Origin of the sequence: Streptomyces sp. NPDC048734 (genome assembly GCF_043198675.1) — a bacterium.
GTDB lineage: Bacteria > Actinomycetota > Actinomycetes > Streptomycetales > Streptomycetaceae > Streptomyces.
Window position 1 is genome coordinate 125,935 of the sequence record NZ_JBICUZ010000016.1, and the last position, 26,121, is coordinate 152,055.

Sequence of the window (26,121 nt, forward strand, 5' to 3'; positions counted from 1 at the left end):
GAGTTGACATCATGGCCCCTGGCGCCATGAGCCGTGGCAGAGACCATCACTGGACGACATCGCTCGCACGGGCGCGGCCGGTCCCGTACTGGCTGGAGGATCCGGGCAAGCCCCGCCCCGAGCCCGCGCTCACCGGCGCCACGACCTGCGACCTGCTGGTCGTCGGCGGCGGGTACAGCGGACTGTGGACCGCGCTGATCGCCAAGGAGCGCGACCCGCAGCGGGACGTGGTGCTGCTGGAGGGCCGCGAGGTGGGCTGGGCCGCCTCGGGCCGCAACGGAGGCTTCTGCGCGGCCTCCCTCACCCACGGCCTGGCCAACGGACTGGCCCGCTGGCCGGACGAGATCCACCGGCTCGAGGAACTGGGCGCGCGCAACCTCGACGAGATCGAGGCGGCGGTCGCCCGGTACGGCATCGACTGCGACTTCGAGCGCACCGGCGAGATCGACGTGGCGACCGAGCCGCACCAGGCACGCGAACTGCGCGACTGGTACGAGGAGATCGAGGGCAGGGGCCTCGCCGGGGGCATCGAGTTCCTCGACGGCGACGCCGTGCGCGAACAGGTCGCCTCCCCCACCTTCCTGGCGGGGCTGTACGACCGCCGCGGCGTGGCCATGCTCCACCCGGCCAAGCTCGCGTGGGGCCTGAAGCGGGCGTGCCTGCGCCTCGGCGTCCGCGTCCACGAGCACACCCCCGCGCTGACGCTGAAGCCGTACGGCGCCGGGACGGCCGTCCGCACCCCGTACGGGCGGATCCGCGCGCGGCAGGTCGCGCTCGGCACGAACGTCTTCCCCAACCTGGTCAGACGGGTCCGCGCCTACACCGTGCCCGTCTACGACTACGCGCTGATGACGGAACCGCTGAGCGCCGGGCAGCTCGACGCGATCGGCTGGAAGAACCGGCAGGGCCTCGGCGACAGCGCCAACCAGTTCCACTACTTCCGGCTCTCCGCCGACAACCGCGTGCTGTGGGGCGGCTACGACGCGATCTACCCGTACGGCGGCCGGGTGCGCGCCGAGTACGACGACCGGCCGCAGACGTACGCCAAACTCGCCGAACACTTCTTCGCCTGCTTCCCCCAGCTGGAGGGGCTGCGCTTCACGCACGCGTGGGGCGGCGCGATCGACACCTGCTCGCGCTTCTCGGCCTTCTTCGGCACGGCCCACCACGGCAAGGTGGCGTACGCCGCCGGCTACACCGGGCTCGGCGTGGGCGCGACCCGGTTCGGCGCCGAGGTGATGCTCGACCTGCTGGCGGGCGAGCCCACCGAGCTGACCTCGCTGGAGATGGTCCGCAGGAAGCCGCTGCCCTTCCCGCCCGAACCGTTCGCCTGGACCGGCATCGCGCTCACCAAGTGGTCGCTGGCGCGGGCGGACACGCACGGCGGCCGGCGCAACCTGTGGCTGCGGACCATGGACCGGCTCGGGCTCGGCTTCGACAGCTGACGGTCCCGCCGGCGTCGGCCGCCCGCGCGGCCGACGCGGCCCGCACCGCGGCCCGGCGGCCACCGGGATTCGTTCTCGGTGCCGGGAAGCCACAGAAGCCCGCCCGGTGCACACGCCGCGCAGCGGCACAGCACCGGCGAGCGGGCCGGAATCCCCGGGCTGCGGCTCGAGGGGCAGGTCAGTCCGGTGCCGTCGCCTTGAGGGCCAGCCACAGCTCCATCCGTACGTCCGGGTCGTCCAGGGAGCGGCCCAGGATCTCCTCCACGCGGCGCATGCGGTAGCGGAGCGTGTGGCGGTGGACGCCCAGGTCGGCCGCCGCGGCGTCCCACTGGCCGTGGCGGGAGAGCCAGGCGCGCAGCGAGGCCACCAGGTCGCCCCGGCCCGTCGCGTCGTGCTCGCGCAGGGCCCGCAGCAGACCGTCGGCGAAGGCCTTCACCGCGTCGTCCGCGAGGAGCGGCAGGACCGAGCCCGCCGCGAGCCGCTCGTGCTCCACGAGGACCCGGCCCCGGCGCCGCGCCACCGACAGCGCCTGCTCGGCCTGCTTGTACGCGGCCGCCGCGGCGATCGGACCGGCCGGCGCGGACAGGCCGACGACCAGCCCGTCCTCCTCGCCCTCCGACCCGGACGTGCGCGCGTCCTCCAGCGCCGCCCCGTACGAGGCGGCGGCCGCGGCCGCCGCGCCCCCGTCGGCGGCCAGCACCACCAGCCGCTCGCCCTCGGGCACCACCAGCACGGTCTCCCCGGACCGGGCCGCCGCCGACTCCACGACCTCGGCGAGCCGGCCCAGCGGGTCCCCGGCCCGGTCCGCGGAGCCGGGCACGCGCGCGTGCGAGGACGCGTCGGCATGGGCCCGCGCGGACGCCGGCTCGGCCACCAGCACCCGGAACGGGGCGTCCAGCAGGCCCCCGTACAGGTCACCGGCGACGGCCCGCGCGTGGTCCGGCTCGCCCGCCAGCAGCATGCGCAGCACCGCCACCCCGATCCGCTGCTCCGCCGCCTGGAACGAGCGGGAGCGTTCAGTGGTGAGGGTCAGCAGGGCGATCGCCGAGTGGACCGCGTAGCGCTCCGCCGTGCCGAGCGTCGACGCCGTGCCGACCGCGAGGGCGGCCCGCGGACGGCGGCCGGTGCCCAGGGAGTGCAGTTCGACCCGGTCGTCGTGGTCGGAGTGCTCGGGCCCGCCGACCACCGCCGAGGCCGGCGCCGGGCGCTCCCGCAGCCGCTCCACGTCCGCCGTGAGCCGCGCGGCCCGTCGTCCCGCCCACTCCGGCGCGCTCGCGACGACGGCGCCCGAGGCGTCGTAGAGCGCGGCCCAGCCGTCGACCTGGGAGGCGAGGGCTGCGAGCAGGCCCTCCGGGCCGTCCGTCAGCGCCTGCCTGGTCAGCTCCCGCTGGGCCGCGAAACCGGCCGTCACCGCGCGGTACTGGTCGGCCGCTATCGCCGCCGACACCTCCTTGCTGATGGCGAGGAACGGCGTGCGCCGGGGCACCTCCAGCAGGGGGAGCCCCTCCTCCTCGGCCGCGTCCACGAGGGCCTGGGGGATCTCCTCGTAGTTGACGCCGACGGCGAAACCGAGTCCGACCACTCCGGCCCCGGCCAGCCGCCGCACGTAGCGCCGCATCGCCTCCGGGTCCTCCGCGTCCAGCTTCAGCGCGGTGATCAGCAGCAGCTCCCCGCCCTCCATGTACGGCACGGGGTCGGCGAGTTCGCTGACGTGTGCCCAGCGCACCGGTACGTCCAGACGGTCCCCGCCCGCCCGCACGGTCAGCTTCAGCGCGGAGTGGTGGACGAGCGAGGCAAGCGTGGGGGGCATGGGACCTTCAGGTCGGAGGCGGACGCGCGGGCGATCGACCGGGTGATCTCTTGGCCGCTCCGTACGAAGGGCCATGTCGATTCTGCCTCACTGGAGGGGTGTCCCGCGCCTCGTTCCCGCCGCGCGGACCTGCTCGGCCCCGCTCAGCCCTGCGGCCCCGCTCAGCCGCTCGGCCCCGCTCAACCCCGGAGACCCGCTCAGCGCCGCGGCCCCGCTCAGCGCCGCGGACCCGCTCGGCCCCCGGCGGACCCGCTCGGCCCCGGAGACCCGCTCAGCCCCGCGGCCCCGCTCAGCCGCTCGGCCCCGCTCGGCCCCGGAGACCCGCTCAGCGCCGCGGACCCGCTCGGCCCCGGAGACCCGCTCAGCCGCGCAGATCCACCAGCAGCGGCGGCGCGTGCTCACCCCCGACGGTGGTCAGGGACAGCACCGCGTGCCCCGGCGGGACCTCGTGCGCCAGCTGCGACGCCGACCACCGCTCCCGCTCCACCTGGCGCACGGTCACCGCGTCCGTGGTCACGGCCCTGCCGGTGACCAGCTTCCGCAGGGCGTGCAGGGCCCGGGTCATCGGCTGGTCGGCGAAGACGGTGTGCTTGGCGACCTCCGTCGTCTCCACCCACTCGGTGCCCCAGGTCTGCGCGAACCGGCTGCCGTCCCAGGTGGTGATCCCGCAGAACGCCATCCGGCAGCCGACGGCCCCGTACAGCGGGCCGTGCAGGGCCTCGGGCACGTCGGCGACCGTGCGCAGCGACAGCAGCACGCCCGCGTTCTGCGAGCGCAGCCGCTGGATCCGGCGCACCGACCCGGCGGTCACCGCGCCCGTCGCGTCGTCCAGGACCAGGGCGGCGAAGTGCGTGCGCCCCGCCTCCCGCACGACCGTGTGGAACTGGGCGAGGACCAGCCGGGTGATCAGCCGGCCGGCCTCCTCGTGGCCGCGCTCGGGCAGATCCACGCGCACCCGCAGCGGATGGTGGGCGACGGCCCGCAGGGAGAACGCCCGGTGCGGTCCGCCCGGTTCCCCGCCGGCACCGCCGTTCCCGCCGAGGAACCCGGTGAAGACCGGCCGGTTCAGCAGCGCCAGCCGGTCGGCGAGGGCCCGGCCCGGGTCGCCGGGCGCGCCCGCCTGCCGGACGCGCGCGTCCAGCTCGCGGCGCATGACCTCGTCCCCGGCCACGGCCTCGCGCAGCGCCGACAGCGCCGCCGGCCCGCCCTCCAGCAGCTCGCGCAGGACCGGCAGCGCGGGGAAGCGGCCGTGCACGGCCCGGTAGGGACCGAGGAGCTGGGCGAGGGCGGTGGCCGCGCCCTGGGCGCCCACCGTGTCGAGGTCGCCCACCAGCGCCTCGGCGAGGACGGCGGCGGCCTCGTCGGCGTCGTCGGACCCGGCGTACGGGTCGAGGTCGTGCACCGACGCGGGGTCCCCGATCCGGACGATCACGTCGAACGCGGAGTCGGAGGCGAGCGGGCTCCCGGCCGAGGAGACGGCGACGAACGCGCACGACCCGGTGAGCGCCTGGAGGGCCAGCGCCTCGACGACCGGCTCCACCAGCGTCCGCGTCTTGCCCGAGCCGGACGGGCCGACCGCGAGCAGCGAGGTGCCCAGCACGTCCGGGCCGAGCGCGGCGCCCGCGTCGTGGTAGGCCGCCGGGGCGCGTTCGGCGGCCACCCACCGCCCGATGCGCACCTGGTGCGCGAGCAGGTCGTGGCGCCCGGTGCGCCGCGGCAGGTCGCGGGAGCCGGAGGGGTGGGTCCAGGCGGCCCCGGCCTGCCGCAGCACGGTCTCGCGGAAGTCCGCACGGCCCGTCGTCCACGCGCGGGTGACACGTGCGCAGTCGACGTCGTTCATCCGCCCGGCCGCGACCTCGGCGGTCAGCACGTCGGCGGCCTCGTGCTGCCCGGCGTCCCGCAGCTGCGGCCACTCGGCGCGCGGCCGCTCGACGGGAACGGGCGTCCGGGGACCGGCGGCCGCGCGCCGGGCGGCGAGCCGCTTCCTCAGGTACGGCCACCAGCCGCCGACCACCGCGAACGGCCACACCACGAGCAGGGTGACCACGGTGTACAGCGTGTCGGTGAACAGCCGGGAGGCGAACAGGTCGTAGCCGCCGGCGATCAGGGCGATGAGGGAGAACAGCGGGTCGACGACGGGCAGCGGGTCCCAGCCCACTCCCGGGAAGGCGTCCGGGAACACGAAGCTCAGCGCGGCCAGGGCGCCCAGCAGCCCGAGCAGCGCCCGCGCGGGCTGCGGCCGGCGGCCGACGAAGTGGCGTACGACGTCGGGCCAGCTGCCCAGCCGCCCCATGGCGTACACCAGGGCGGCGAAGAAGACGCCGTCGTACACCACGCGGGCCTCGGCGCCCTCCATGGTCCTCGGGGAGGCGAGCGTGCCGCCCCACCACCAGTCGTCCGGGGTGAACAGCCGCAACGGCGCGAACTGGTACGGCAGGCCGCCCCGGCGCCACATCGACCACAGCACCAGCGCCACCACCAGCGGGATGAGCAGGCCGACGACGGTGACGGGCGCGAGCCGCTCGGTCTGCCGCGCGCCCTTCGGCAGCCGGTACCCGAACCGCCAGACGCCCGGCCGGGCGGCGGCGCGGGGCTCGTTCAGCCACGCCGCGACCGCGGAGGAAGCGCGGGCGCCCGGCCCGCCGACGTGCGGCACCGACGGCTCACCGGCCGGCCGGGGCGGAACACCTGCGGGCAGCGGCGGCACCTCGCCCGGCCGGGGCGGCACACCGGGAGGGCCGGCGGGGCGCTCCGGCGGCACCGCCGGGCGCGGCACGGGATCCGCGTGCGTGCCCCGCGCGTCCTGCGTCCCGTCGCTGTCCATCGCCCCTGCCCCCTGACCGGCCGCTCCGTCCACCCTCGCCGAGTCAATCTAACGCCCCCGCCTGGGGAGTTCACCGCTTACGCGGCCGGGCGCCGGCGGCGGACCACCGAGCGGCTATGTCCACGACGGACAACGGACGCCCCCGACAACGCCCACATGGAGCATGCCCGCACCCTCTTCCCCGGCCTAACCTGCGAGAAAAGGACCTGTGCGTCCGTGGAGACGCACCCCGGTACGCCCGGTACGCAAGATCATCAGGGAGCCACCCATGACCGCACTTCCGCAGGAGCGCCGCGTCGTCACCGCCATCCCCGGCCCGAAGTCGCAGGAGCTTCAGGCCCGCCGCGTCGCCGCGGTCGCGCAGGGCGTGGGCTCTGTGCTGCCGGTGTTCACGGCGCGCGCGGGCGGCGGCATCATCGAGGACGTCGACGGCAACCGTCTGATCGACTTCGGCTCCGGCATCGCGGTGACCAGCGTCGGCGCCTCCGCCGAGGCCGTCGTGCGCCGGGCCGCCGCGCAGCTCGCCGACTTCACCCACACCTGTTTCATGGTCACCCCCTACGAGGGCTACGTCGAGGTCGCCGAGGCCCTCGCTGAACTGACCCCGGGCGACCACGCCAAGAAGTCCGCGCTGTTCAACAGCGGTGCCGAGGCCGTCGAGAACGCCGTCAAGATCGCCCGCGTCCACACCGGGCGCCAGGCGGTCGTCGTCTTCGACCACGGCTACCACGGCCGGACGAACCTGACGATGGCGCTGACGTCCAAGAACATGCCGTACAAGAACGGCTTCGGCCCGTTCGCCCCCGAGGTCTACCGGGTGCCGGTGGCCTACGGCTACCGCTGGCCGACCGGTGCCGAGAACGCCGGCCCCGAGGCCGCCGCGCAGGCCATCGACCAGATCTCCAAGCAGGTCGGCGCGGACAACGTGGCCGCGATCATCATCGAGCCGGTGCTCGGCGAGGGCGGTTTCATCGAGCCGGCGAAGGGCTTCCTGCCCGCGATCCGCCAGTTCGCCGCCGACAACGGCATCGTCTTCGTCGCCGACGAGATCCAGTCGGGCTTCTGCCGCACCGGCCAGTGGTTCGCCTGCGAGGACGAGGGCATCGTCCCGGACCTGATCACGACCGCCAAGGGCATCGCGGGCGGTCTGCCGCTCGCCGCCGTCACCGGCCGCGCGGAGATCATGGACGCCGCCCACGCGGGCGGCCTCGGCGGCACCTACGGCGGCAACCCGGTCGCCTGCGCCGGCGCGCTCGGCTCCATCGAGACGATGAAGGAGCTGGACCTCAACGCGAGGGCGAAGCGGATCGAGGAGGTCATGAAGGGCCGTCTGACCGCCATGCAGGAGAAGTTCGACATCATCGGCGACGTGCGCGGCCGCGGCGCGATGATCGCCGTCGAGCTGGTCAAGGACCGCACCACGAAGGAGCCGAACCCCGAGGCGACCGCCGCGCTCGCCAAGGCCTGCCACCAGGAGGGCCTGCTGGTCCTGACCTGCGGCACCTACGGCAACGTGCTGCGTTTCCTGCCGCCGCTGGTGATCGGCGAGGACCTGCTGAACGAGGGCCTCGACATCATCGAGCAGGCCTTCGCCGGCGTCTGAGCGGGCCGTGGCCCTCGGTCCGGGAGTGCTGTCGCCTCTGCTCGGAGGGGGAGTCGTCGCCCTCGGTCCGGGAGGGTCGTGGCCTCCGGTCGGGAGGAGTCGTCGCCCTCGGTCCGGGAGGGTCGTGGCCTCCGGTCGGGAGGAGTCCTCGCCCTCGGTCCGGGAGGGTCGTGGCCTCCGGTCGGGAGGAGTCCTCGCCCCCGGTCCGGGAGGGCCGTCGCCTCCGGTCGGGAGGAGTCCTCGCCCCCGGTCCGGGAGGGCCGTCGCCTCCGGTCCGGGAGGGTCGTGGCCCCCCCGTCCGGGAGGGCCGTCGCCCGTGTCCGAGCGGGCCCTGTGCGTCCGGTCCGGGAGCCACGGAATTCCGGGCCGGGCAGAGCGTGTGAAGAAGGTGTGCGGGGTGGATGGCGGGAGGGGGATCCGTCTGTCGTCCCGCCGGTCCCTGCCGTAGGTTCTTCCCAGATGAGAGATGCACCCCGCCCACAGGGGACTGTGGGCGAACCCAGGACGGGGCCTCCCCAGCTTCGACCTGGTCGCGCTTCGCGCACACGACCGGAGCCTTCCGTTCCGGATCTCCTCACCGATCGGACGGCCGCCCGCCCCAGACCCCCCGGGGCGCGCGGCATCCCGATCCGGACGGCCGCCCCGGAACCATCCCCCCGGTTCCCGGGGCGGCCGACCTCCTTCTCGGACAGAGGCTTCTCGGAAACAGGCCACTGCCCACGGACCCCGGTTCACGCCGGGGTCTTCTTTTTCGACCACATGCGATACGGTACGTCTCGTCTCGTATCGCGCCAGGAGGCCCTCATGCACCGCTACGTCGACGCCGCCCCCGGCATCCGCCTCTGGGTGGAGGAGCGCGGCCCCGCCGACGCGCCCCCGCTGCTGCTGATCATGGGCGCCCAGGCCCCCGGGGCCGGCTGGCCCGACCCGTTCGTGGACCTGCTCGCCGCCCGCCACCGCGTCATCCGCTACGACCACCGCGACACCGGCCGCTCCACGTGGGCGTTCGACGAGCACCCGTACCCGATCACCACGCTCGCGGCCGACGCCGTGACGGTCCTCGACGCCCTCGCCGTCGAGCGGGCCCACGTGGTCGGCCTCTCTCTGGGCGGGATGCTCGCCCAACTGCTGCTCGCCGACCACCCCGACCGGCTGCACACCGCGACCCTGATGGGCACCCAGGCGCTCAGCTCCACGCCGTACGTACGGCCGGACGGTGTGGCGGTGCCCGTCGAGGAACTGCCCGGGATCGACCCGCGGGTGCTGGAGCTGTGGGCCCGGCCCGTGCCGCCCGACCTGTCCCTGGAGGACGAGCTGGACCGGAGGGTCGAGCACTGGCGGTTGCTGAGCGGCGACGTCCTCCCCTTCGACGCCGCCCGTACCCGCGCCTTCGAGCGCGGGATCATCAAGCACACCGGGCATCACCGCATCAACACCGCGCACGGCCGGGCCGACGCCTCCGGCATGGACCGCACCGGGCGACTCGCCGGCACCGAGGTGCCCACCCTGGTGGTCTCCGCCCCGGCCGAGCCGGTCTTCCCGCCACCGCACCCGCAGCACCTCGCGCAGGTGATCCGGGGCGCCCGCCTCGTGGAGATCCCCGGTATGGGACACGCCCTGCCGCCCGCGGTACACGCCCCGCTGGCCGCCGCGATCCTGGAGCACACCCGTTCCTGACAAGCTGGGTCCCATGTCGACCCGCTCCCACCCGGAGGCCGAGGGCGCCGCGGCGCCACCGGTCCCCGGACGCGCCGCCCGGGGCACGCTGCTGTTCGGTCCGCCCGCCCTGCTGCTCGTCCTGATCACCTGGCAGGTCGCCGCCGAGGGACCGCTGCTGGACCTGGACGCGCGCCTGAGCCGGGCTCTCGTGCACCCCGACCGGGGCGCCGAACTGCTGGCCGATCTGGGCAACGTGCAGGTCGCGGTGCCGGTGCTCGTGCTGGTCGCCGGTTACGCCGCCGGGCGGGCGCGGGCCGCGGGCGTGGTGCGGTGGTGGCTGCCCTCCCTCGCCGGGGCGGCGCTGATGGCGTTGGTGCCGCTGATCGTCGTACCGCTGAAGGAGTGGACGGACCGGCCGGGCACGCCCGCCGTGCCGCCGGCCACCGGCTACTACCCCTCCGGCCACACCGCGACGGCGGCCGTGGCCTACGGTGCGGCCGTGCTCGTCCTGCTGCCCCGGCTCGGCTCCCGGACCGCCCGCCGGGCGGCCGCCGCCACGGCCGTCGTCCTGGTCGCGGCCGTCTCCTTCGGCCTGGTGCGGCGCGGCTATCACTGGCCCCTGGACGTGGCGGCGAGCTGGTGCCTGGGCGTGCTGCTGCTGGGGGCGCTGTGGCTGGTCCTGCGGCGGCTCGGGCGGTGAGCCGCCGCAGGACCGCGGGCCGGCTCATGGCCGGCCCGCGGCCGACCCCGCCAAAGCGGCGCATCCCCGGCCCCCACCACTACGAGTCGGACAAGCGACCCTCCGGCCCCGCGCCCCTACCGTGGACCAGGAAAAGCCAGCACACCCCACTACGCGGAAGGGCCGGGACCCATATGACCTCCACCCACGCCTTCTGGCTCGCCGGCCGCCAGGTCACCGGCGAGGACAGCTTCGACGTCACCTCCCCGTGGGACGGCCGTCTCGTCGGCAGTGTCAGCGTGCCGACCGACGCGCAGGTCGAGGAGGCCGTGGCCGCCGCGTACGCCGTGCGGGACGAGTTCGCCGCCACCCCGGCGCACGTCCGCGCCGCCGCCCTCGACCACGTCGGCAAGCGGCTCGCCGAGCGCACCGAGGAGATCGCCCAGCTGATCTCCGGCGAGAACGGCAAGCCGATCAAGTGGGCGCGCGGCGAGGTCGGCCGGGCGGTGTCCGTGTTCCGGTTCGCCGCCGAGGAGGCCCGCCGGTTCAACGGCGGCGAGGCCCAGCGGCTCGACACCGACGCCGGCGGCCAGGGCCGGCTGGCCCTGACCCGGCGCTTCCCCAAGGGGGTCGTGCTCGGCATCGCGCCGTTCAACTTCCCGCTGAACCTGTGCGCTCACAAGGTCGCCCCGGCCGTCGCGGCCGGTGCGCCGATCATCCTGAAGCCGGCCCCGGCCACCCCGCTCTCCGGCCTGATCCTCGGTGAGCTGCTCGCCGAGACCGGCCTGCCCGCCGGCTCGTGGAGCATCCTGCCGGTCTCCAACGACCGCATGCCCGCCCTCGTCCAGGACGAGCGGCTGCCGGTGATCTCCTTCACCGGCTCCGAGAAGGTCGGCTACGCGATCATGGACTCGGTGCCGCGCAAGCACTGCACCCTGGAGCTGGGCGGCAACGGCGCGGCCGTCGTCCTCGGCGACTTCGCGAGCGACGCCGACCTCGACCGGGCGGCCACCCGCATCGCCACCTTCTCCAACTACCAGGGCGGCCAGTCCTGCATCTCGGTGCAGCGGGTCATCGCCGACGCCTCCGTGTACGACCGGCTGCTGCCGCGCATCGTCGCCGCCGTCGAGGCCCAGGTCACCGGCGACCCCTCCGACGACCGCACCGACGTCGGCCCGCTGGTCAGCGAGGACGCGGCCAAGCGCGTCGAGACCTGGGTCGACGAGGCGGTCGCGGCGGGCGCCGCCCTCCTCGCCGGCGGCAAGCGCGAGGGCGCCTCCTACGCGCCGACCGTCCTCACCGACGTACCGGCGGACACCACCCTCGCCCGCGAGGAGGTCTTCGGACCGGTCCTCACGGTGACGAAGGTGGACGGTGAGGCCGAGGCCTTCGCCGCCGTCAACGACTCCAAGTACGGCCTCCAGGCGGGCGTGTTCACGCACGACCTCCAGGCCGCCTTCCGTGCCCACCGGGCCCTGGAGGTCGGCGGCGTGATCATCGGCGACGTGCCCTCCTACCGCGCCGACCAGATGCCGTACGGCGGCGCCAAGCAGTCCGGCGTGGGCCGCGAGGGCGTGCGGTTCGCGATGGACGACTACACCTACGAGCGCGTGCTGGTCCTCACCGGTCTCGCCCTCTGACATGTCTCGGAAGGGGCCCGGCACCGATCCCCGTCGGCGCCGGGCCCCTTCGTCGCGTCAGCCGTCCCCGGACCCTCGACCGGAGAAGCCGACGAGCGCGAGCCGCAACGGGCCGCGCAGCCTGATGCGCAGGTCGCGGACGCCCGCGGCGGTGAAGGGGGCGTCCAGCGTGGTGTAGGCGTACGGTCCCGGCGTGGGTGTGCCCAGGGCCAGGGTCACCGGCGGTCCGTCGGCCGCCGCGATCTCCACCGTGCCCCCGCCCGCCACCTCCAGCGTGACCCCCGTGACACCGGCGCCGAAGTCGCAGGCCCGGTAGAGCAGTTCGGCCCTGCCGCCCGTCGCGGGGGTCACCGCGTCGCCCGACACCTTCGTCCGGTCCACGATCTCCGCGCCGCTGTGCTCGTCGAAGTCGACGGCGGCCAGACCGTCGCGCAGGACCGGACGGGGGGCGGCCGCGTCGCCGTCCAGCGTCACCGTCGTCCGCAGCCGCACGTCCTCGCTGGACGCACCGACCAGCAGGTCGTACGCCCCCGGTTCGAGGCGCCAGCCGCCCCGCGCCACGTCCCAGAACGCGAAGGCGGACAGCGCCACCTCGAAGGACAGTTCCGTCCGGGCGCCGGGCGCCAGCGTGACCCGGTGGTGGGCCAGCAGCTCACGCCGGGGACGGGGGACCGACGGGTCCACCGCCCGCCCGTAGAGCTGGGCGACCTCGTCGGCGGTCACCCCGCCGGTGTTGGTCACCGTGAAGGAGACCCGCACCGAGTCCTCCCCGACCCGCACCGCCAGGCCGTCGTACCCGAACGAGGCGTACGACAGGCCGTGCCCGAACGGGAAGAGGGGATCGCCCTCGAAGTAGAGGTAGGTCTGGCGGGCGCCGATCACGTCGTAGTCCAGCAGGTCGGGCAGGTCCGCGTCGTCGGCGTACCAGGTCTGCGGGAGCCGGCCGGCGGGGGAGACGTCACCGGCCAGCACCCGGGCCAGGGCGGTGCCCGCCGCCTGCCCGCCGTGCGCCGTCCACAGCACCGCGGACAGGTGCTCCGGCTCGATCGCGTACGGGTACGCCGACACCAGCGCCAGCACCGTCCGCGGGTTCGCGCTCCGGGCGGCCTCCAGCAGCCGCTCCTGCTGGCCGGGCAGCCGCAGGGTCGTGCGGTCCTCGGTCTCGCGGCCGTTGATGTGCGGGTCGTTGCCCGCCACCACCACGACCACGTCCGCCCCGGCCGCCGCCCGCGCCACCGCCTCCGCGCCGTGCTCGGTGACGACCAGACCGAACACCTCGGGATCCCCGTCGGCGACGTCGGCAACCTTCACGCCGTCGGCGGCGACCCGGACGTGGCGACCCGTGCCGAGATGCCGCAGGAGGTGACCGTCGCCATGGGGTTCCAGGCGGAACGTCTCCTGCACCACCCAGCCGCCGGGCTGCTCCGCGGAGGCGCGCAGGAAGCCGTCCTCGGCGACCGAGAGGTAGCGGCCGTCGGGGGCGCGCAGGGTGAGCACGTCCTCGCCCCAGTCGACCAGGGCGAACTCGGTGCCGTCGGGGTCGGTGGTGAGCGGGGGGAGGTCGGTGCGGCCCGCGAGCAGCGCCGGGTCCAGGGCGCCCTCGGCGCCGCGCGCCCCGTCGGGGGCCTCGGGGGCCTCGGGGGCCGGCGGCACCTTGAGGAACGTTCCGGCGGCGGTCCGCAGCAGGACCCGGTCCACGCCCTCCGCGAACTCCACCCGCTCCGTGCCGAACCGCTCGTACAGCCCCTCCAGGGGAGTGGAGCGGTGGATCAGGGTGCCGCTGTACCAGTCGAGCTTGCACTCGTCGGCGAGCAGGCCGACCACCGCGATCCGGGTGTCCGCGGCCAGCGGCAGCACCCCGTCGTTGCGCAGCAGCACCACCGCCTGTTCTGCGGCCTCCAGGGCGAGGGCGCGGTGGGCCGGGGTGTCGAACGCGCCGGTGCCCGCGTGCGGGTCGTGGTGCGGGTCGAACTCGCCCAGCCGGAACCGCACCGAGAGCTGGCGGCGGACCGCCGCGTCGATGTCCGCCTCGGTCAGCAGCCCCCGCTCGTACGCCCCCGTGACCCGCTCGACGATCTTCGAGCCGTCGGTGCCGTGGTCGGTGAAGCTGTCCACGCCGGCGGTCAGCGAGGCCGCCGTCGCCTCCTCGTGGGTGTCGAAGTAGTGCTCGGAGTCGACCAGGTTGGAGGGCGCGCCCGCGTCCGAGCAGACCAGCAGCTCCTGCTCGGTCCACGCCCGCAGCTGCTCGCGCAGATACGGCGACACGTGGTTGGGACGCCCGTTGACCAGGTTGTACGCGGGCATCACCCCGGCCACCGCGCCCGCCTCGACCGTGTCGCGGAAGGCCCGCAGGTCGTACTCGTGCAGCACGCGCGGGCGGACCGAGGAGGAGGTGACGTCCCGGCCGGTCTCGTTGTTGTGGGCCAGCCAGTGCTTGAGCACCGGGGCCGTGCGCCAGTAGGTCGGATGTTCGCCGCGCAGACCGTGCGTGTAGGCGGTGGCGATGGCGGAGGTGAGCCTCGGGTCCTCGGAGTAGCCCTCCTCGCCCCGGCCCCACAGGGGGTGGCGCAGCAGGTTCACCGTGGGCGCCCAGACGTTGAGGCCGACCCGCTCGTCACGGGCGCGCATCGCGCGGACCTCCCTGGACACCGCCTCGCCCACCCGCCGCACCAGCTCCGGGTTCCAGGTCGCGCCCAGCCCCACGGCCTGCGGGAACACCGTCGCCGGGCCCATCCACGCCACCCCGTGCAGCGCCTCCTGGCCGGTGCGGAACGCCCCGACGCCCAGCCGTTCCACGGCGGGTGCGAACTGGTGCAGGAAGGAGATCTTCTCCTCGAGGGTCAGTCGCGACAGCAGATCGTCGATGCGCTTCGCGAACGGCAGGCGCGAATCGCGGAACGGCGGGGCGGGCGGCGTGGATGCGGTCACGTGGGGTTCCCTTTGCGGTGGAGCGGGAAGACGCTTTCGAAGCGCTTCGATGCTCATTCGGCCCGGGGGTGGGTGTCAAGGGACCCTGCGGTAACGACGGGGACTCGTGGTCGTCATTTCAAGTCGGGTATGAGCGTGGAGCAATCCCGAACAGGTCCGAGGAATCTTGGGAGCCACCCTTGTGCACCCCCATGCCTTCACTTAACCTCACTGCAACATCGAAGCGCTTCGACGATCCCTCGACAGTGCGGAGCCACCGCCGTCAGGCGGACAGACCTCCGATGACCGGGGACCGGGGCGCTTCAGCTCAGCCAGTTCCACTCGAGACACCGCAGCCGACGGCCACCGCCGGGTGTCCTGGTGCGCCATGAAGGGTTGACGCAATGACGCCGAACGCCGCTTCCTCCTCCGGTTCTTCCGGGCCCAGCCGGAGAAGCTTCCTCGCCTCCACGGCGGTCGCCACCGCAGCGGTGGCCGGAGGGGTGCCGCTGCTCGCCGCCTGCGGCGGAGGGCAGGAAGGGAGCAAGGACGGCACGACCTCCGGGAAGGCGGCCGAGAAGCTCCTCCCGACGTTCGTGGCGTCCAGCGTCGTCGTGCCGGACATCCCCTCGAAGAACGGCTCGTCGGCCGGCTTCACCAAGCCGATCGACCTGGACGCCCTGAAGACCTCGGTACCGAAGAAGCTCGGCGGCGGCAGCCGGCTGAAGATCATGGCGCCGATGTGGGGCAGCCCGCCCTCCAACGACAACCCGTACTACACGGCCGTGAACGAGGCCGTCGGCGTCAAGGTCACCTGGCAGAACCAGGACGGCAACACCTACGACGAGAAGCTGGGCGCCGTCCTCGCCTCCAGCGACCTCCCGGACGTGGTGGTCGTCCCGGGCTGGAACCTGAACGGCAAGATACCCAGCGCCATCAACGCCAAGTTCGCCGACCTCGGTCCCTACCTGTCCGGTGACAAGGTCAAGGCGTATCCGAACCTCGCGGCGGTGCCGACCGACGCCTGGCAGCGCTCCATCTTCGGCGGCCAGCTGCGCGCCATCCCGATGCCCGCCTCGTACGTCACGAACATCGTGCCCTTCTACCGCAAGGACATCTTCGACGCGAAGGGCTACGAACTCCCCAAGACCGCCGAGGAGTTCCTGGCCTGGGCGAAGGAGGCCACCGACGCCAGGGCGAAGGTGTGGGCCTGCGACGACCTGAAGTGGACCGCCTTCAACATCTACGGCGTCCTCAACGGCAGCGACAAGGCGCTGTGGTGGGACCTCAGGGACGGCAAGCTCGTCAACCGCGTCGAGACCGACGAGTACCTCGAAGCCCTGGAGTGGATGCGCAAGCTCTACTCGGCCGACGTGGTCCACCCCGACGCCAGGGCCGTCAAGGGCGACGCGTCCAACCGCTTCACCGCTGGCCAGTCCCTCGTCTTCAACGGCGACATCTCCTACTGGTACGCCTCGACGGCCGAACAGCGCATCCAGAAGACCGGCTTCGAGATGGGCGCGTTCGACATCTTCGCCCCCGACGGCGGCGACCCCACGCTGTGGGCGACGCAGCCCGCGGGCATCTTCACCTTCGTCAACAAGAAGGCGTCCAAGCAGCAGATCAAGGACTTCCTGGCGCTCGCCAACTTCTGCGCCGCGCCGTACGGCACCAAGGAGTACATGCTCAGCGTCTACGGCGTCGAGGGCACCGACTACACGCTGAAGGACGGCCTGCCCACGAAGACCACCCAGGGCAACAACGAGGTCTTCGGCGCCTACGACTACACCGGCGACCCGGCCTCCTACCTCGCCCACCCCGACCTCCCCGAGATCGCCAAGCTCCAGGTCGAGTGGCAGCAGCGCATGGGAGCCTTCACCAAGAAGTCCTCCTTCTACGGCCTGACCATCACCGAGCCGAATCGCTTCACCAACCTCGCCAACGACTTCGAGCAGCTGGAGGACGACGTCGTCCGTGGCCGCAAGAAGATCAGCGACGTCCAGCAGGCCGTGGCCGACTGGAAGTCCAAGGGCGGCGACGGGCTGCGCGACTGGTACAAGAAGCTGCTCGACGACAACGGCTCCGCGGCCAACTGACCCAGGGCTGAGGCAAGGAGAAAGCCGTGTCCCATAGCACGGTGCCTCGGTCCAGGGCCGAGGCGAAGACCGACGAGGAGACCGCGGTGGCGTCCGGCGGCGCCACCGGGCCCCAGGGCGAGCAGCCCTCGGGGAAGCTGAGCATCCGGCTCAGGTTCAGACGCGACCGCACGCTGATCCTGATGACCCTGCCGGCCATCCTGCTGCTACTCGTCTTCAACTACATTCCGATCTTCGGCAATGTGGTCGCGTTCCAGGACTACGACCCGTACCTCAGCGACAACGGCTTCATCGCCATGTTCGAGAGCCCCTGGGTCGGCTTCGAGCAGTTCGAGCGGATCTTCCAGGACTCCGGCTTCTGGCACGCCGTGCAGAACACACTCGTGCTGTTCTCACTCCAGCTCGTGCTGTTCTTCCCCATCCCGATCCTGCTCGCCCTGGTCATCAACAGCGTGATCAGGCCCCGGGTCCGGGCGGTCGCCCAGGCGATCATGTACCTGCCCCACTTCTTCTCGTGGGTGCTGGTCGTCACCGTCTTCCAGCAGATCTTCGGCGGCGCCGGCATCATCGCGCAGACTCTGCGCCAGCACGGCCACAACGGCTTCGACCTGATGACCGACCCGGGGATCTTCAAGTTCCTGGTGACCGCCGAGGGCGTCTGGAAGGACGCCGGCTGGGGCATCATCGTCTTCCTCGCCGCGCTCTCCGCCGTCTCCAACGACCTGTACGAGGCCGCCGCGATGGACGGCGCCGGACGCTGGCGCCGCATGTGGCACATCACGCTTCCCGCACTGCGCCCGGTGATCGCCCTGCTGCTGGTGCTGCGCGTCGGTGACGCCCTCACGGTCGGGTTCGAGCAACTCCTGCTCCAACGCGACTCGGTGGGCCCGGGTGCCTCCGAGGTCCTCGACACCTACGTGTGGTGGAACGGCATCCGCAACCAGGACTTCAGCTACGCCGCCGCCGCCGGCCTGATCAAGGGCGTGGTCGGTCTGGCCCTCGTGCTGACCGCGAACAAGGTCGCCCATCTCATGGGTGAGCAGGGGGTGTACAAGAAGTGAGCGCTGTCATCGACCAGCCCGACACGCCCGCCGCGCCCGGCCGGGCCGCGTCCAAGCCGAGCCGGTGGGCGGCCCCGGAGCGGCCGGCCTGGGAGGAAGAGCCCTCGAAGGCGGGCCTCGCCGGCAAGGGGATCGTCCTCACCCTGGCCTGCTTCGCGATCATCTTCCCGCTGTGGATCGTCATCGTCACCAGCCTCTCGTCGAAGAAGACCATCGACGCGACCGGCGGCCTGGTGGTGATCCCCAAGGACATCACCTTCGTCGCCTACCAGGAACTCCTCAGCGGCGGTCAGGTCCAGCGCGCCGCCCTGGTCAGCTTGGGCGTGACCCTGTTCGGCACGCTGTTCAGCATGACGGTGTCCGTCCTGTGCGCCTACGGCCTCTCGCGGGTCGGCTCTCTCGGTCACCGCTGGTTCCTGATGCTGCTCCTCGCCACCATGTTCTTCGGCGCAGGCCTCATTCCGACGTACCTGCTGGTGCAGGGACTCGGGCTGACCGACACCTACCTCGCGCTGATCCTGCCCAGTGCCGTGAGCGTCTTCAACATCCTGGTCCTGCGCTCGTTCTTCATGGGCATCTCGCCGGAGCTCATCGACAGCGCCCGTATCGACGGGGCCGGGGACTGGCGGATCCTCTGGAAGATCGTCATGCCGTTGTCGCGGGCAGTGCTCGCGGTGATCGGGCTCTTCTACGCGGTCGGGTACTGGAGCGCCTGGTTCAACGCGTCGATCTATCTGAGCGACCAGGACATGATGCCGCTGCAGAACGTCATGATCCAGCTCGTCCAGAAGCAGGAACGGCCGATCGGACTGGCCACTCAGATCAACACCGGTCAACTCCATCCGCTCGCCGTGCAGATGGCCGTGATGGTGCTGGCCCTGCTGCCGGTCGCGGTGCTCTCGCCGTTCGTGCAGCGACACTTCAAGAAGGGCATGCTGACCGGCGCGGTCAAGGGCTGAAGCCCGGGCGGGTGCGTGGGTGGGAGCTTCCGTGGGTTCCCGGCGGCGGGTCCGTCGTGGCCGGTCGCGCAGTTCCCCGCGCCCCTGGACAGGTCCCCCCACTCCCCTTTCGCAGAACGAGGTATGTGTCATGTACGCGTCCGGTTTGAGTAGGCGTGCCGTTCTCGCCGGGACCGCGGCCGCCGCCGCGCTCACCGCAGTCCCCGTGCTCCAGGGTCGTGCGTACGGCGCCGAAGCCACCGCCACCCCGACCTACCGCTGGCGCACCGCCGTCATCGGCGGCACCGGATTCGTCACCGGCGTTCTCTTCCACCCGTCCGTCCGCGGCCTCGCCTACGCCCGCACCGACATCGGCGGCGCCTACCGGTGGGACGACCGCACCGCCCGCTGGACCCCCCTCACCGACCACCTCGGCTGGGACGACTGGAACCTCCTCGGCGTGGAGGCCCTCGCCGTCGACCCGGCGCACCCCGACCGCCTCTACCTGGCACTCGGCACCTACGCCCAGTCCTGGGCCGGCAACGGCGCGGTCCTGCGCTCCGAGGACCGCGGCGCCACCTGGACGCGCACCGACCTCACCGTGAAGCTCGGTGCCAACGAGGACGGCCGGGGCACGGGCGAGCGCCTCCTGGTGGACCCGCGCGACAGCGACACCCTCTGGCTGGGGACCCGGCACGACGGACTCCTGAAGTCCACGGACCGGGGCGCCACCTGGAAGGCGGCGGACGCCTTCCCGGCGACCGCGAGCCCCACCGGGCAGGGCGTCACCCTGCTCGTCGCGGCCGGCCGCACTCTCTACGCCGGCTGGGGCGACTCCGACGGCACCTCGGCGAACCTGTTCAGGACCGCCGACGGCACCACCTGGGAGCCCGTCCCCGGACAGCCCGCCGGCACCGCCGCGAAGGTCCCGGTCCGGGCCGCGTACGACCGGCACGCGCGTGAGCTGTACGTGACGTACGCCGACGCCCCCGGACCCAACGGGCAGTCCGACGGCAGCGTGCACAAGCTGGCCACGGCGAGCGGCCGTTGGACCGAGGTCACCCCGGTGAAGCCCGGCGGCACCACGAGCGACGGTTCGGCCGACCGCTTCGGCTACGGCGGGGCCGCCGTGGACGCCCGCCGCCCCGGCACCGTCGTCGTCTCCACCAACAACCGCTGGGCGGCCGTCGACACCCTGTACCGCAGCACCGACGGCGGCCGCACCTGGACCTCCCTCAAGGACACCGCCGTCCTCGACGTGTCGGAGACCCCCTACCTCAGGTGGGGTGAGGAGGGGCCCAAGTTCGGCTGGTGGATCCAGGCCGTCGCCGTCGACCCGTACGACTCGCGGCACGTCGTGTACGGCACCGGCGCGACCCTCTACGGCACCCGGGACCTGAAGCACTGGGCCCCGCGGATCCGCGGCCTGGAGGAGACGTCCGTGCGCCACCTGATCTCGCCCCCGGCCGGGCGGGCGCACCTGATCAGCGGCTCCGGGGACATCGGCGTGCTGTACCACGACAGGCTCACCGCCTCGCCCTCCCGCGGCATGGCCACGAACCCCGTGACCGGCACGGCCACGGGACTGGCGATGGCCGCGGCCAGACCGTCGTACGTCGTGCGCACCGGCTGGGGCGACCACGGCAACGGCGCCCGCTCCGACGACGGCGGGCGCACCTGGACGCCCTTCGCGGCCCAGCCCGCCCTCGGCAAGGACGCGCCGGGGCCGATCGCCGTCAACACCGACGGCAGCGTGCTGCTGTGGGTGTTCGTGCACTGGGACGGCACCAGGTACCCGGCCCACCGCTCCACCGACAACGGCGCCACCTGGTCGGAGGTCCCCTCCTTCCCCAAGGGCGCCACGCCGGTCGCCGACCCGGCCGACCCCACCCGCTTCTACGCGTACGACACCGGCACCGGGACGCTCTTCGCCAGCACCGACGGCGGCCTGACCTTCACCGCGCGCGCCACCGGACTGCCCTCGGGCGACAGCCAGTTCGAGCTGGTGGCGGCGCCCGGCCGGTCCGGCGACCTGTGGCTGAGCACCAAGGGGAACGGGCTGTACCGGTCCACGGACGGCGGTGCGGCCTTCTCGAAGGTCGCCGGCCCCCGGTCCTCGTACACCCTCGGCTTCGGCAGGGCGGCCCGCGGCGCCGCCTACCCGGCGCTCTACCTGGTCGGAGCCATAGAGACGATCACCGCCGTGTACCGCTCCGACGACGAGGCGGGGAGCTGGGTGCGGATCAACGACGACGCCCACCAGTGGGGCTGGACCGGCGAGACGATCACCGGCGACCCGCGGGTGTACGGCCGGGTCTACCTCGCCACCAACGGGCGCGGCATCCAGTACGGGGAGCCCGTCTGATGCCCGGCCTGGACACGGTGACGAACGGCCGCATCCTCTTCGGCGGCGACTACAACCCCGAGCAGTGGCCCGAGGAGACGTGGCAGGAGGACGTCCGGCTGATGAAGGACGCCGGCGTCAACTCCGTCACCCTCGGCGTCTTCTCCTGGGCGAAGCTCGAACCCCGCCCCGGAGCCAGGGAGTTCGGCTGGCTCGACCGGCTCATGGACCTGATGCACGAGCACGGCGTCGGGGTCGTCCTGGCCACCCCGACCGCCTCGCCGCCGCCCTGGATGGGCCACCTCCACCCGGACACGCTCCCCGTCGACCAGGACGGGCGCACCGAGTGGTGGGGCGGACGCCAGCACTTCTCGCACTCCAGCGCCACCTACCGCCGCCTCGCCGCCGCCGTCACCGAGGACCTCGCCGGCCGCTACGGCGGCCACCCGGCCCTGACCATGTGGCACATCAACAACGAGTACTGCACCTACGACTGGGGCGACGAGGCCGCCGCCCGCTTCCGCCGCTGGCTCCAGGCCCGGTACGGCACCCTCGACGCCCTCAACGAGGCCTGGGGAACCGCCTTCTGGAGCCAGGGCTACGGCGACTGGGCCGAGGTCCACACCCCCCGCCACGCCCACTACCTGAAGAACCCCACCCAGGTGCTGGACTTCAAGCGCTTCACCTCCGACATGCTCCTGGAGTGCTTCACCGCCGAACGGGACATCGTCCGCCGGGCCACCCCGCACCTCCCCGTGACCAGCAACTTCATGCCGCTGTGGGCCGGCCAGGACGCCTGGCGCTGGGCGGCGGAGGAGGACGTCGTCTCCGTCGACCTCTACCCCGACCCGCGCGACCCGCTCGGCGCCCAGCACGGCGCCCTCGTCCAGGACATGACCCGCTCGCAGGCCCGCGGCCCCTGGATGCTGATGGAACAGGCGGCCGGACCCGTCAACTGGCGCGGGGTGAACCACCCCAAGCCGCGCGGCCTCAACCGCCTGTGGTCCCTGCAGGCCGTGGCCCGCGGCGCCGACGCCGTCTGCTACTTCCAGTGGCGCCAGTCCCGCCAGGGCGCGGAGAAGTTCCACTCCGGCATGGTCGGCCACGCGGGGGAGGAGGGCCGCACCTACCAGGAGGTCAAGCGGCTCGGCGCCGACCTCGCCAGGATCTCCGCCCGGGTGACCGGCCGGCACAGTGCCAACGACATCGCGGTCCTGCACGACTGGCACGCCTGGTGGGCGAGTTCCCAGGAGGCCCGGCCCTCCGCGCACGTCGAGCACGCGGCCGTCCTGCACGCCTGGCACCGCGCCCTGTGGGAGTCCCACCTCACCACCGACTTCGCCCACCCCGAACACGACCTCGGCGGGTACAGGCTGGTCGTCGTCCCGCAGCTGTACCTCCTCACCGACACCGCGATCGACAACCTCCTCGCCTACGTCCGCGGCGGCGGCACCCTCGTCAGCGGCTTCCTGACCGGCGTCGCCGACGAGGACGACCGGATCCGCCCCGGCGGCATGGACGCCCGGCTGCGCGAGCTGTTCGGCATCCGCACCCTGCACGAGTGGTGGCCGCTGGACCCCGGGGAGCACGCCGTGTGCGACGGCTTCCGCGGCACCCTGTGGTCGGAGGAGATCGAGAGGACCGACGACGCCGTGGCGGAGGCCTCCTACCGGGGCGGGGACCTCGACGGCCTGCCCGCCGTGCTCCGCAAGGACCGCGCCTGGTACGTCTCGACGCTTCCCGAACCCGACTCCCTGCGCGAACTGCTCGCCCGGATCGCGGCCGGCGCGGGGGCCACCCCGGTGCTCGCCGGCCTGCCCGCCCGGGTCGAGGCCGTCCGCCGCGGTGACCTGCTGTTCCTGCTCAACCACGGGCGCGAGGCCGTGACCGTCGACGTGCCGGGCACCCACCGGGACCTCCTGACCGACGCCGAGGTGACGGACCGGATCACCCTCGGCCGCCACGGCGTCGCGGTGCTCTCGTCATGACCGCCGGCCCCGTCCACGGCACCTGGGAGCCGCGCCCGGCCGCCCGCTGGGAGGACGGCTTCCTCAGCGGCAACGGCCACCACGGCGCCCTCGTGTTCGGCGATCCGGACGACGACCGCGTCGTCGTCACCCACCACACCCTCGTCCGCCCCAACGGCGCCGAACACGCCGAACCCCCGCGACTCGCCGCCGAACTCCCCGCCCTCCAGGACCGGCTGCTCGCCGGGGACCTCACGGCGGCCGAGGACTTCACCGACGGACGGCCCCTGCAGTGGGTGCAGCCCTTCCACCCCGCGTTCCAGATCAGGCTCCGGCGACCGGACGCCGACGCCCGCGACTACCGCCGTGACGTCGACTTCCGCACCGGCGAGGTCACCGCCGCCACCGCCGACTGGACCAGCCGCGTCCTCGTCTCCCGCGCGGACGACGTCGTCGTCCAGCACATCACCGCCCCGGCCCTCACCCTCGACATCACCCTGGACCACCGGCTCCCGAACGCGCCCGCACGCCTGGGCGTGGGCCACGGCGCGCTCCTCACCCCGGAGGGCGCCGTCCTCAGCCTCCGCGCCCGCTACCCGGACAGCGACCGCGCGTACACCGGCGTCACCCTCGTCGTGGTGACCGGCGGCCGGCTCTCCCTCGCCGCCCCCGGCGCCCGCGTCGAGGGCGCCGACTCCGTCCTGCTCCTCACCCGGGTCCGCCGCCACACCGGCGACCTCGACGTCACCGAGGAGACCCGCGCCCTGCGCGCCGTCCTCGCCGGACGCACGTACGACGACCTCCTCGACCGCCACACGGCACTCCACCGCACCGCCTACGAGCGGGTCGTCCTCGACCTCGCCGCCGACCCGGCCGAACGCGCCCTGCCCGGCTCGGAGCTGCTCGGGCGCCCCGGCGGCACGGCGCTCCTGGAACGGCTCTTCGCGGCCGGCCGCTACCACCTCCTCAGCGCCAGCGGCCTCCTCCCGCCCCGCCTCACCGGCCTGTGGACCGGCGACTGGGACACGGCCTGGGCCGGCGCGTTCACCACCGACGCCAACCTCAACCTCCAGACGGCGTCGGCGGCGGCCGCCGCCCTGCCCGAGGTCACCGAGGCCCTCGCCGCCCTCGTCCACCGCCAGCGGGACGACTGGCGGGAGAACGCCCGCGCGATCTTCGGCGCCCGGGGGACCGTCGCCCCGCCGCACACCGACGGCGAGTCGGGACTGACCTACCACTTCAGCCGTGAGTACCCGCTCCACCTGTGGACGGCCGGCGCCGACTGGCTGCTCAAGCCGCTCGTCGACCACGACGAGACCCATGGCGGACACGACCCCCGCACCGCCGCCGCGCTCGCCGAGACCGCCCTGTTCTACGAGGACTTCCTCACCCGCACCGACGCCGACGGACACCTCGTCGTCGTCCCGTCCTACTCACCGGAGAACCGGCCCGCGGGCGGGAGCTGGGGCGCGGTCAACGCGGCCATGGACCTCTCCGCCGCCCGGCACGCCCTGCGCACCGCCGCCGCCTACCACCCGCAGGACGCGGCCCGCCTGCGGGCCCTCGCCGACCGGCTCCCGCCGCACCGGACCAACGCCGACGGCGCCCTCGCCGAATGGGCCTGGCCCGGCCTCGGCGACACCTACGACCACCGCCACCTCAGCCACCTGTACGCCGTCTGGCCCCTCGACGAGATCAACCCCTACGACACGCCCGCGCTCGCGGCCGCCGCCCACCGCGCGCTCGAACTGCGCGGCGCCGAGAACGACTCCGCGCACGGCCACCTCCACCACGCGCTGATCGCGGCCCGGCTGCGCGACGGCCGGCGCGTCGGCGAGGCGCTCGCCCGGGTGCTGGAGGGCGACTTCTTCCACGTCTCCCTGATGAGCGCCCACTACCCCCGCCGCGACGTCTACAACGCGGACGCCGCCCACACCCTGCCCGCCGTCGTCATCGAGGCGCTCGTCCAGTCGACCCCCGACCGGCTGGTCCTGCTGCCCGCCCCCGTCCCCGCCCTCCCGGCGGGCGAACTGCGGGGCGTGCGCACCCGGTTCGGCGCCGTCCTCGACCTCGCCTGGGGTCCCGGCGGAGCCCGCGCCGTCCTGCGACCGCACCGCACGCACCGCATCGAAGTCCGGACTTCCTCCGGCACGGAGCCGCTCGACCTCGTCGCCGGAGAAGACCACGTCCTCACCCTGGGGACGTGGTAGCTCCCCGCACATCCCCCCCGCATCCCCCCACCCATGGAAGGGACACCATGGCACCTCGCATCATCGGCAGGGTCACCAAGGCCCTGCTCGCCCCCGCCCTGGCGCTCGGCGCCACCGTCGGCCTCGCCGCCGCCCCCGCCCAGGCGGCCGTCTGGAACTCCTGCGACCAGTGGGGCAACACCAGCCTCAACGGCTACACCCTCTACAACAACATCTGGGGCTCCGGCGCCGGCAGCCAGTGCGTCTGGGCCAACTCCGGGACCAACTGGGGCGTCTGGGCCGACCACCCGAACACCGGCGGCATCAAGTCCTACCCGAACGCCAAGAAGGTGATCAACAAGACGATCACCTCGCTGGCCTCCCTCACCAGCAGCTACAACGTCACCGTCCCGTCGTCCGGCGCCCACAACTCCTCGTACGACATCTGGGACACCGACTACGACTACGAGATCATGCTCTGGGTCAACAAGACCGGCGCCGTCGGCCCTCTCGGCACCTCGCAGGGCACCGTGACGCTGGGCGGTCACACCTGGACCGTCTACAAGGGCAGCAACGGTGCCAACGAGGTGTTCTCCTTCATCCGCACCTCGAACTCCTCGTCCGGCACCGTGAACATCCTGCCCATCCTCAAGTGGATCAAGGACACCAAGGGCTGGATGGGCAACGAGACGATCGGCGACGTCCAGTTCGGCTTCGAGATCACCTCGTCCTCGGGCGGCCTGAACTTCCAGACCAACAACCTCACCGTCAGCAGCAGTTGACCGTACGGGGCGGGGCCGCACGGCACGCGTGAGCGGCCCCGCCCCCGCCGGTGCGGCGGGGGGCGCCCCCCCCCCCCCCCCCGGCCGCGGGCCCCGGGCCCCCGCGTGGTTGTGCCCCCCCGCTAACACCCCCCCGGCCCCCCCCCCCCCAGCCCCCCGCACACCCCGGAACCCTGC

The 26,121-nt window shown here is 73.4% G+C and carries 15 protein-coding genes; 12 read left to right on the plus strand and 3 right to left on the minus strand.

Going from position 1 to position 26,121, the window contains the following annotated elements:
* The first annotated feature begins 11 nt into the window (after positions 1-11).
* A complete protein-coding gene (locus ACGFQC_RS31050) occupies positions 12-1,445 on the plus strand; it encodes an FAD-dependent oxidoreductase (protein WP_363092001.1) in 1,434 nt (477 codons plus the stop codon).
* 178 nt (positions 1,446-1,623) lie between these two features.
* On the opposite strand, the gene ACGFQC_RS31055 is transcribed toward ACGFQC_RS31050, so the two are convergent.
* On the minus strand, positions 1,624-3,255 hold the full coding sequence (locus ACGFQC_RS31055; protein WP_363092002.1) for a PucR family transcriptional regulator: 1,632 nt from the start codon (positions 3,253-3,255) through the stop codon (positions 1,624-1,626).
* A 361-nt stretch (positions 3,256-3,616) separates the two neighbouring features.
* Entirely contained in the window at positions 3,617-6,079 is a 2,463-nt protein-coding gene (locus ACGFQC_RS31060) for an ATP/GTP-binding protein (RefSeq protein ID WP_363092003.1), read from the minus strand.
* A gap of 268 nt (positions 6,080-6,347) precedes the next feature.
* On the opposite strand from ACGFQC_RS31060, the gene gabT reads away from it, so the two are divergent.
* From gabT to ACGFQC_RS31080, 4 genes are all read left to right on the plus strand, one after another.
* Positions 6,348-7,682 carry a 4-aminobutyrate--2-oxoglutarate transaminase gene (gabT, locus tag ACGFQC_RS31065; protein ID WP_363092004.1) on the plus strand — a complete coding sequence of 445 codons (1,335 nt, stop codon included), beginning with the start codon at positions 6,348-6,350 and terminating at the stop codon, positions 7,680-7,682.
* An 804-nt stretch (positions 7,683-8,486) separates the two neighbouring features.
* A complete protein-coding gene (locus ACGFQC_RS31070) occupies positions 8,487-9,359 on the plus strand; it encodes an alpha/beta hydrolase (protein ID WP_363092005.1) in 873 nt (290 codons plus the stop codon).
* Between the two features lie 13 nt (positions 9,360-9,372).
* Positions 9,373-10,041, plus strand: a complete 669-nt coding sequence (locus ACGFQC_RS31075; RefSeq protein WP_363092006.1) for a phosphatase PAP2 family protein — start codon at positions 9,373-9,375, stop codon at positions 10,039-10,041.
* A 173-nt stretch (positions 10,042-10,214) separates the two neighbouring features.
* On the plus strand, positions 10,215-11,660 hold the full coding sequence (locus ACGFQC_RS31080) for an aldehyde dehydrogenase family protein (RefSeq protein WP_363092007.1): 1,446 nt from the start codon (positions 10,215-10,217) through the stop codon (positions 11,658-11,660).
* A 57-nt stretch (positions 11,661-11,717) separates the two neighbouring features.
* Here ACGFQC_RS31080 and ACGFQC_RS31085 read toward each other — a convergent pair whose 3' ends face one another.
* The gene (locus tag ACGFQC_RS31085) at positions 11,718-14,588 is read right to left on the minus strand and encodes a glycoside hydrolase family 3 C-terminal domain-containing protein (protein ID WP_363092008.1); all 2,871 of its coding nucleotides are present in this window, start codon (positions 14,586-14,588) and stop codon (positions 11,718-11,720) included.
* Between the two features lie 383 nt (positions 14,589-14,971).
* Between ACGFQC_RS31085 and ACGFQC_RS31090 the strand changes: the two genes are divergently transcribed.
* The 7 genes from ACGFQC_RS31090 to ACGFQC_RS31120 all read left to right on the plus strand — a co-directional run bounded on the left by ACGFQC_RS31090 (position 14,972) and on the right by ACGFQC_RS31120 (position 25,944).
* Positions 14,972-16,663 (plus strand): extracellular solute-binding protein, encoded by a 1,692-nt coding sequence (locus ACGFQC_RS31090; RefSeq protein WP_363092009.1) that lies wholly within the window; start codon positions 14,972-14,974, stop codon positions 16,661-16,663.
* A 26-nt stretch (positions 16,664-16,689) separates the two neighbouring features.
* Positions 16,690-17,724, plus strand: a complete 1,035-nt coding sequence (locus ACGFQC_RS31095) for an ABC transporter permease subunit (RefSeq protein ID WP_363092010.1) — start codon at positions 16,690-16,692, stop codon at positions 17,722-17,724.
* Positions 17,721-18,683: a carbohydrate ABC transporter permease gene (locus tag ACGFQC_RS31100; RefSeq protein ID WP_393288981.1), complete on the plus strand. Its 963-nt coding sequence runs from the start codon at positions 17,721-17,723 to the stop codon at positions 18,681-18,683. Before ACGFQC_RS31095 ends, ACGFQC_RS31100 begins: the two co-directional genes overlap by 4 nt.
* Before the next feature lie 130 nt (positions 18,684-18,813).
* Entirely contained in the window at positions 18,814-21,027 is a 2,214-nt protein-coding gene (locus tag ACGFQC_RS31105; protein ID WP_363092011.1) for a 1,4-beta-glucanase, read from the plus strand.
* Positions 21,027-22,994: a beta-galactosidase gene (locus ACGFQC_RS31110; RefSeq protein ID WP_363092012.1), complete on the plus strand. Its 1,968-nt coding sequence runs from the start codon at positions 21,027-21,029 to the stop codon at positions 22,992-22,994. Before ACGFQC_RS31105 ends, ACGFQC_RS31110 begins: the two co-directional genes overlap by 1 nt.
* Positions 22,991-25,183, plus strand: coding sequence for a glycoside hydrolase N-terminal domain-containing protein (locus tag ACGFQC_RS31115; RefSeq protein WP_363092013.1), 2,193 nt, complete (start codon positions 22,991-22,993; stop codon positions 25,181-25,183). Before ACGFQC_RS31110 ends, ACGFQC_RS31115 begins: the two co-directional genes overlap by 4 nt.
* A 47-nt stretch (positions 25,184-25,230) precedes the next feature.
* Positions 25,231-25,944: a hypothetical protein gene (locus tag ACGFQC_RS31120; protein ID WP_363092015.1), complete on the plus strand. Its 714-nt coding sequence runs from the start codon at positions 25,231-25,233 to the stop codon at positions 25,942-25,944.
* Positions 25,945-26,121: the final 177 nt, after the last annotated feature.

Coding starts and splice junctions, on each gene's coding strand:
- ACGFQC_RS31050 (WP_363092001.1), top strand. CDS start 12: ATGGCCCCTGGCGCCATGAGCCGTGGCAGAGACCATCACTGGACGACA.
- ACGFQC_RS31055 (WP_363092002.1), bottom strand. CDS start 3,255: ATGCCCCCCACGCTTGCCTCGCTCGTCCACCACTCCGCGCTGAAGCTG.
- ACGFQC_RS31060 (WP_363092003.1), bottom strand. CDS start 6,079: ATGGACAGCGACGGGACGCAGGACGCGCGGGGCACGCACGCGGATCCC.
- gabT (WP_363092004.1), top strand. CDS start 6,348: ATGACCGCACTTCCGCAGGAGCGCCGCGTCGTCACCGCCATCCCCGGC.
- ACGFQC_RS31070 (WP_363092005.1), top strand. CDS start 8,487: ATGCACCGCTACGTCGACGCCGCCCCCGGCATCCGCCTCTGGGTGGAG.
- ACGFQC_RS31075 (WP_363092006.1), top strand. CDS start 9,373: ATGTCGACCCGCTCCCACCCGGAGGCCGAGGGCGCCGCGGCGCCACCG.
- ACGFQC_RS31080 (WP_363092007.1), top strand. CDS start 10,215: ATGACCTCCACCCACGCCTTCTGGCTCGCCGGCCGCCAGGTCACCGGC.
- ACGFQC_RS31090 (WP_363092009.1), top strand. CDS start 14,972: ATGACGCCGAACGCCGCTTCCTCCTCCGGTTCTTCCGGGCCCAGCCGG.
- ACGFQC_RS31105 (WP_363092011.1), top strand. CDS start 18,814: ATGTACGCGTCCGGTTTGAGTAGGCGTGCCGTTCTCGCCGGGACCGCG.
- ACGFQC_RS31110 (WP_363092012.1), top strand. CDS start 21,027: ATGCCCGGCCTGGACACGGTGACGAACGGCCGCATCCTCTTCGGCGGC.
- ACGFQC_RS31115 (WP_363092013.1), top strand. CDS start 22,991: ATGACCGCCGGCCCCGTCCACGGCACCTGGGAGCCGCGCCCGGCCGCC.
- ACGFQC_RS31120 (WP_363092015.1), top strand. CDS start 25,231: ATGGCACCTCGCATCATCGGCAGGGTCACCAAGGCCCTGCTCGCCCCC.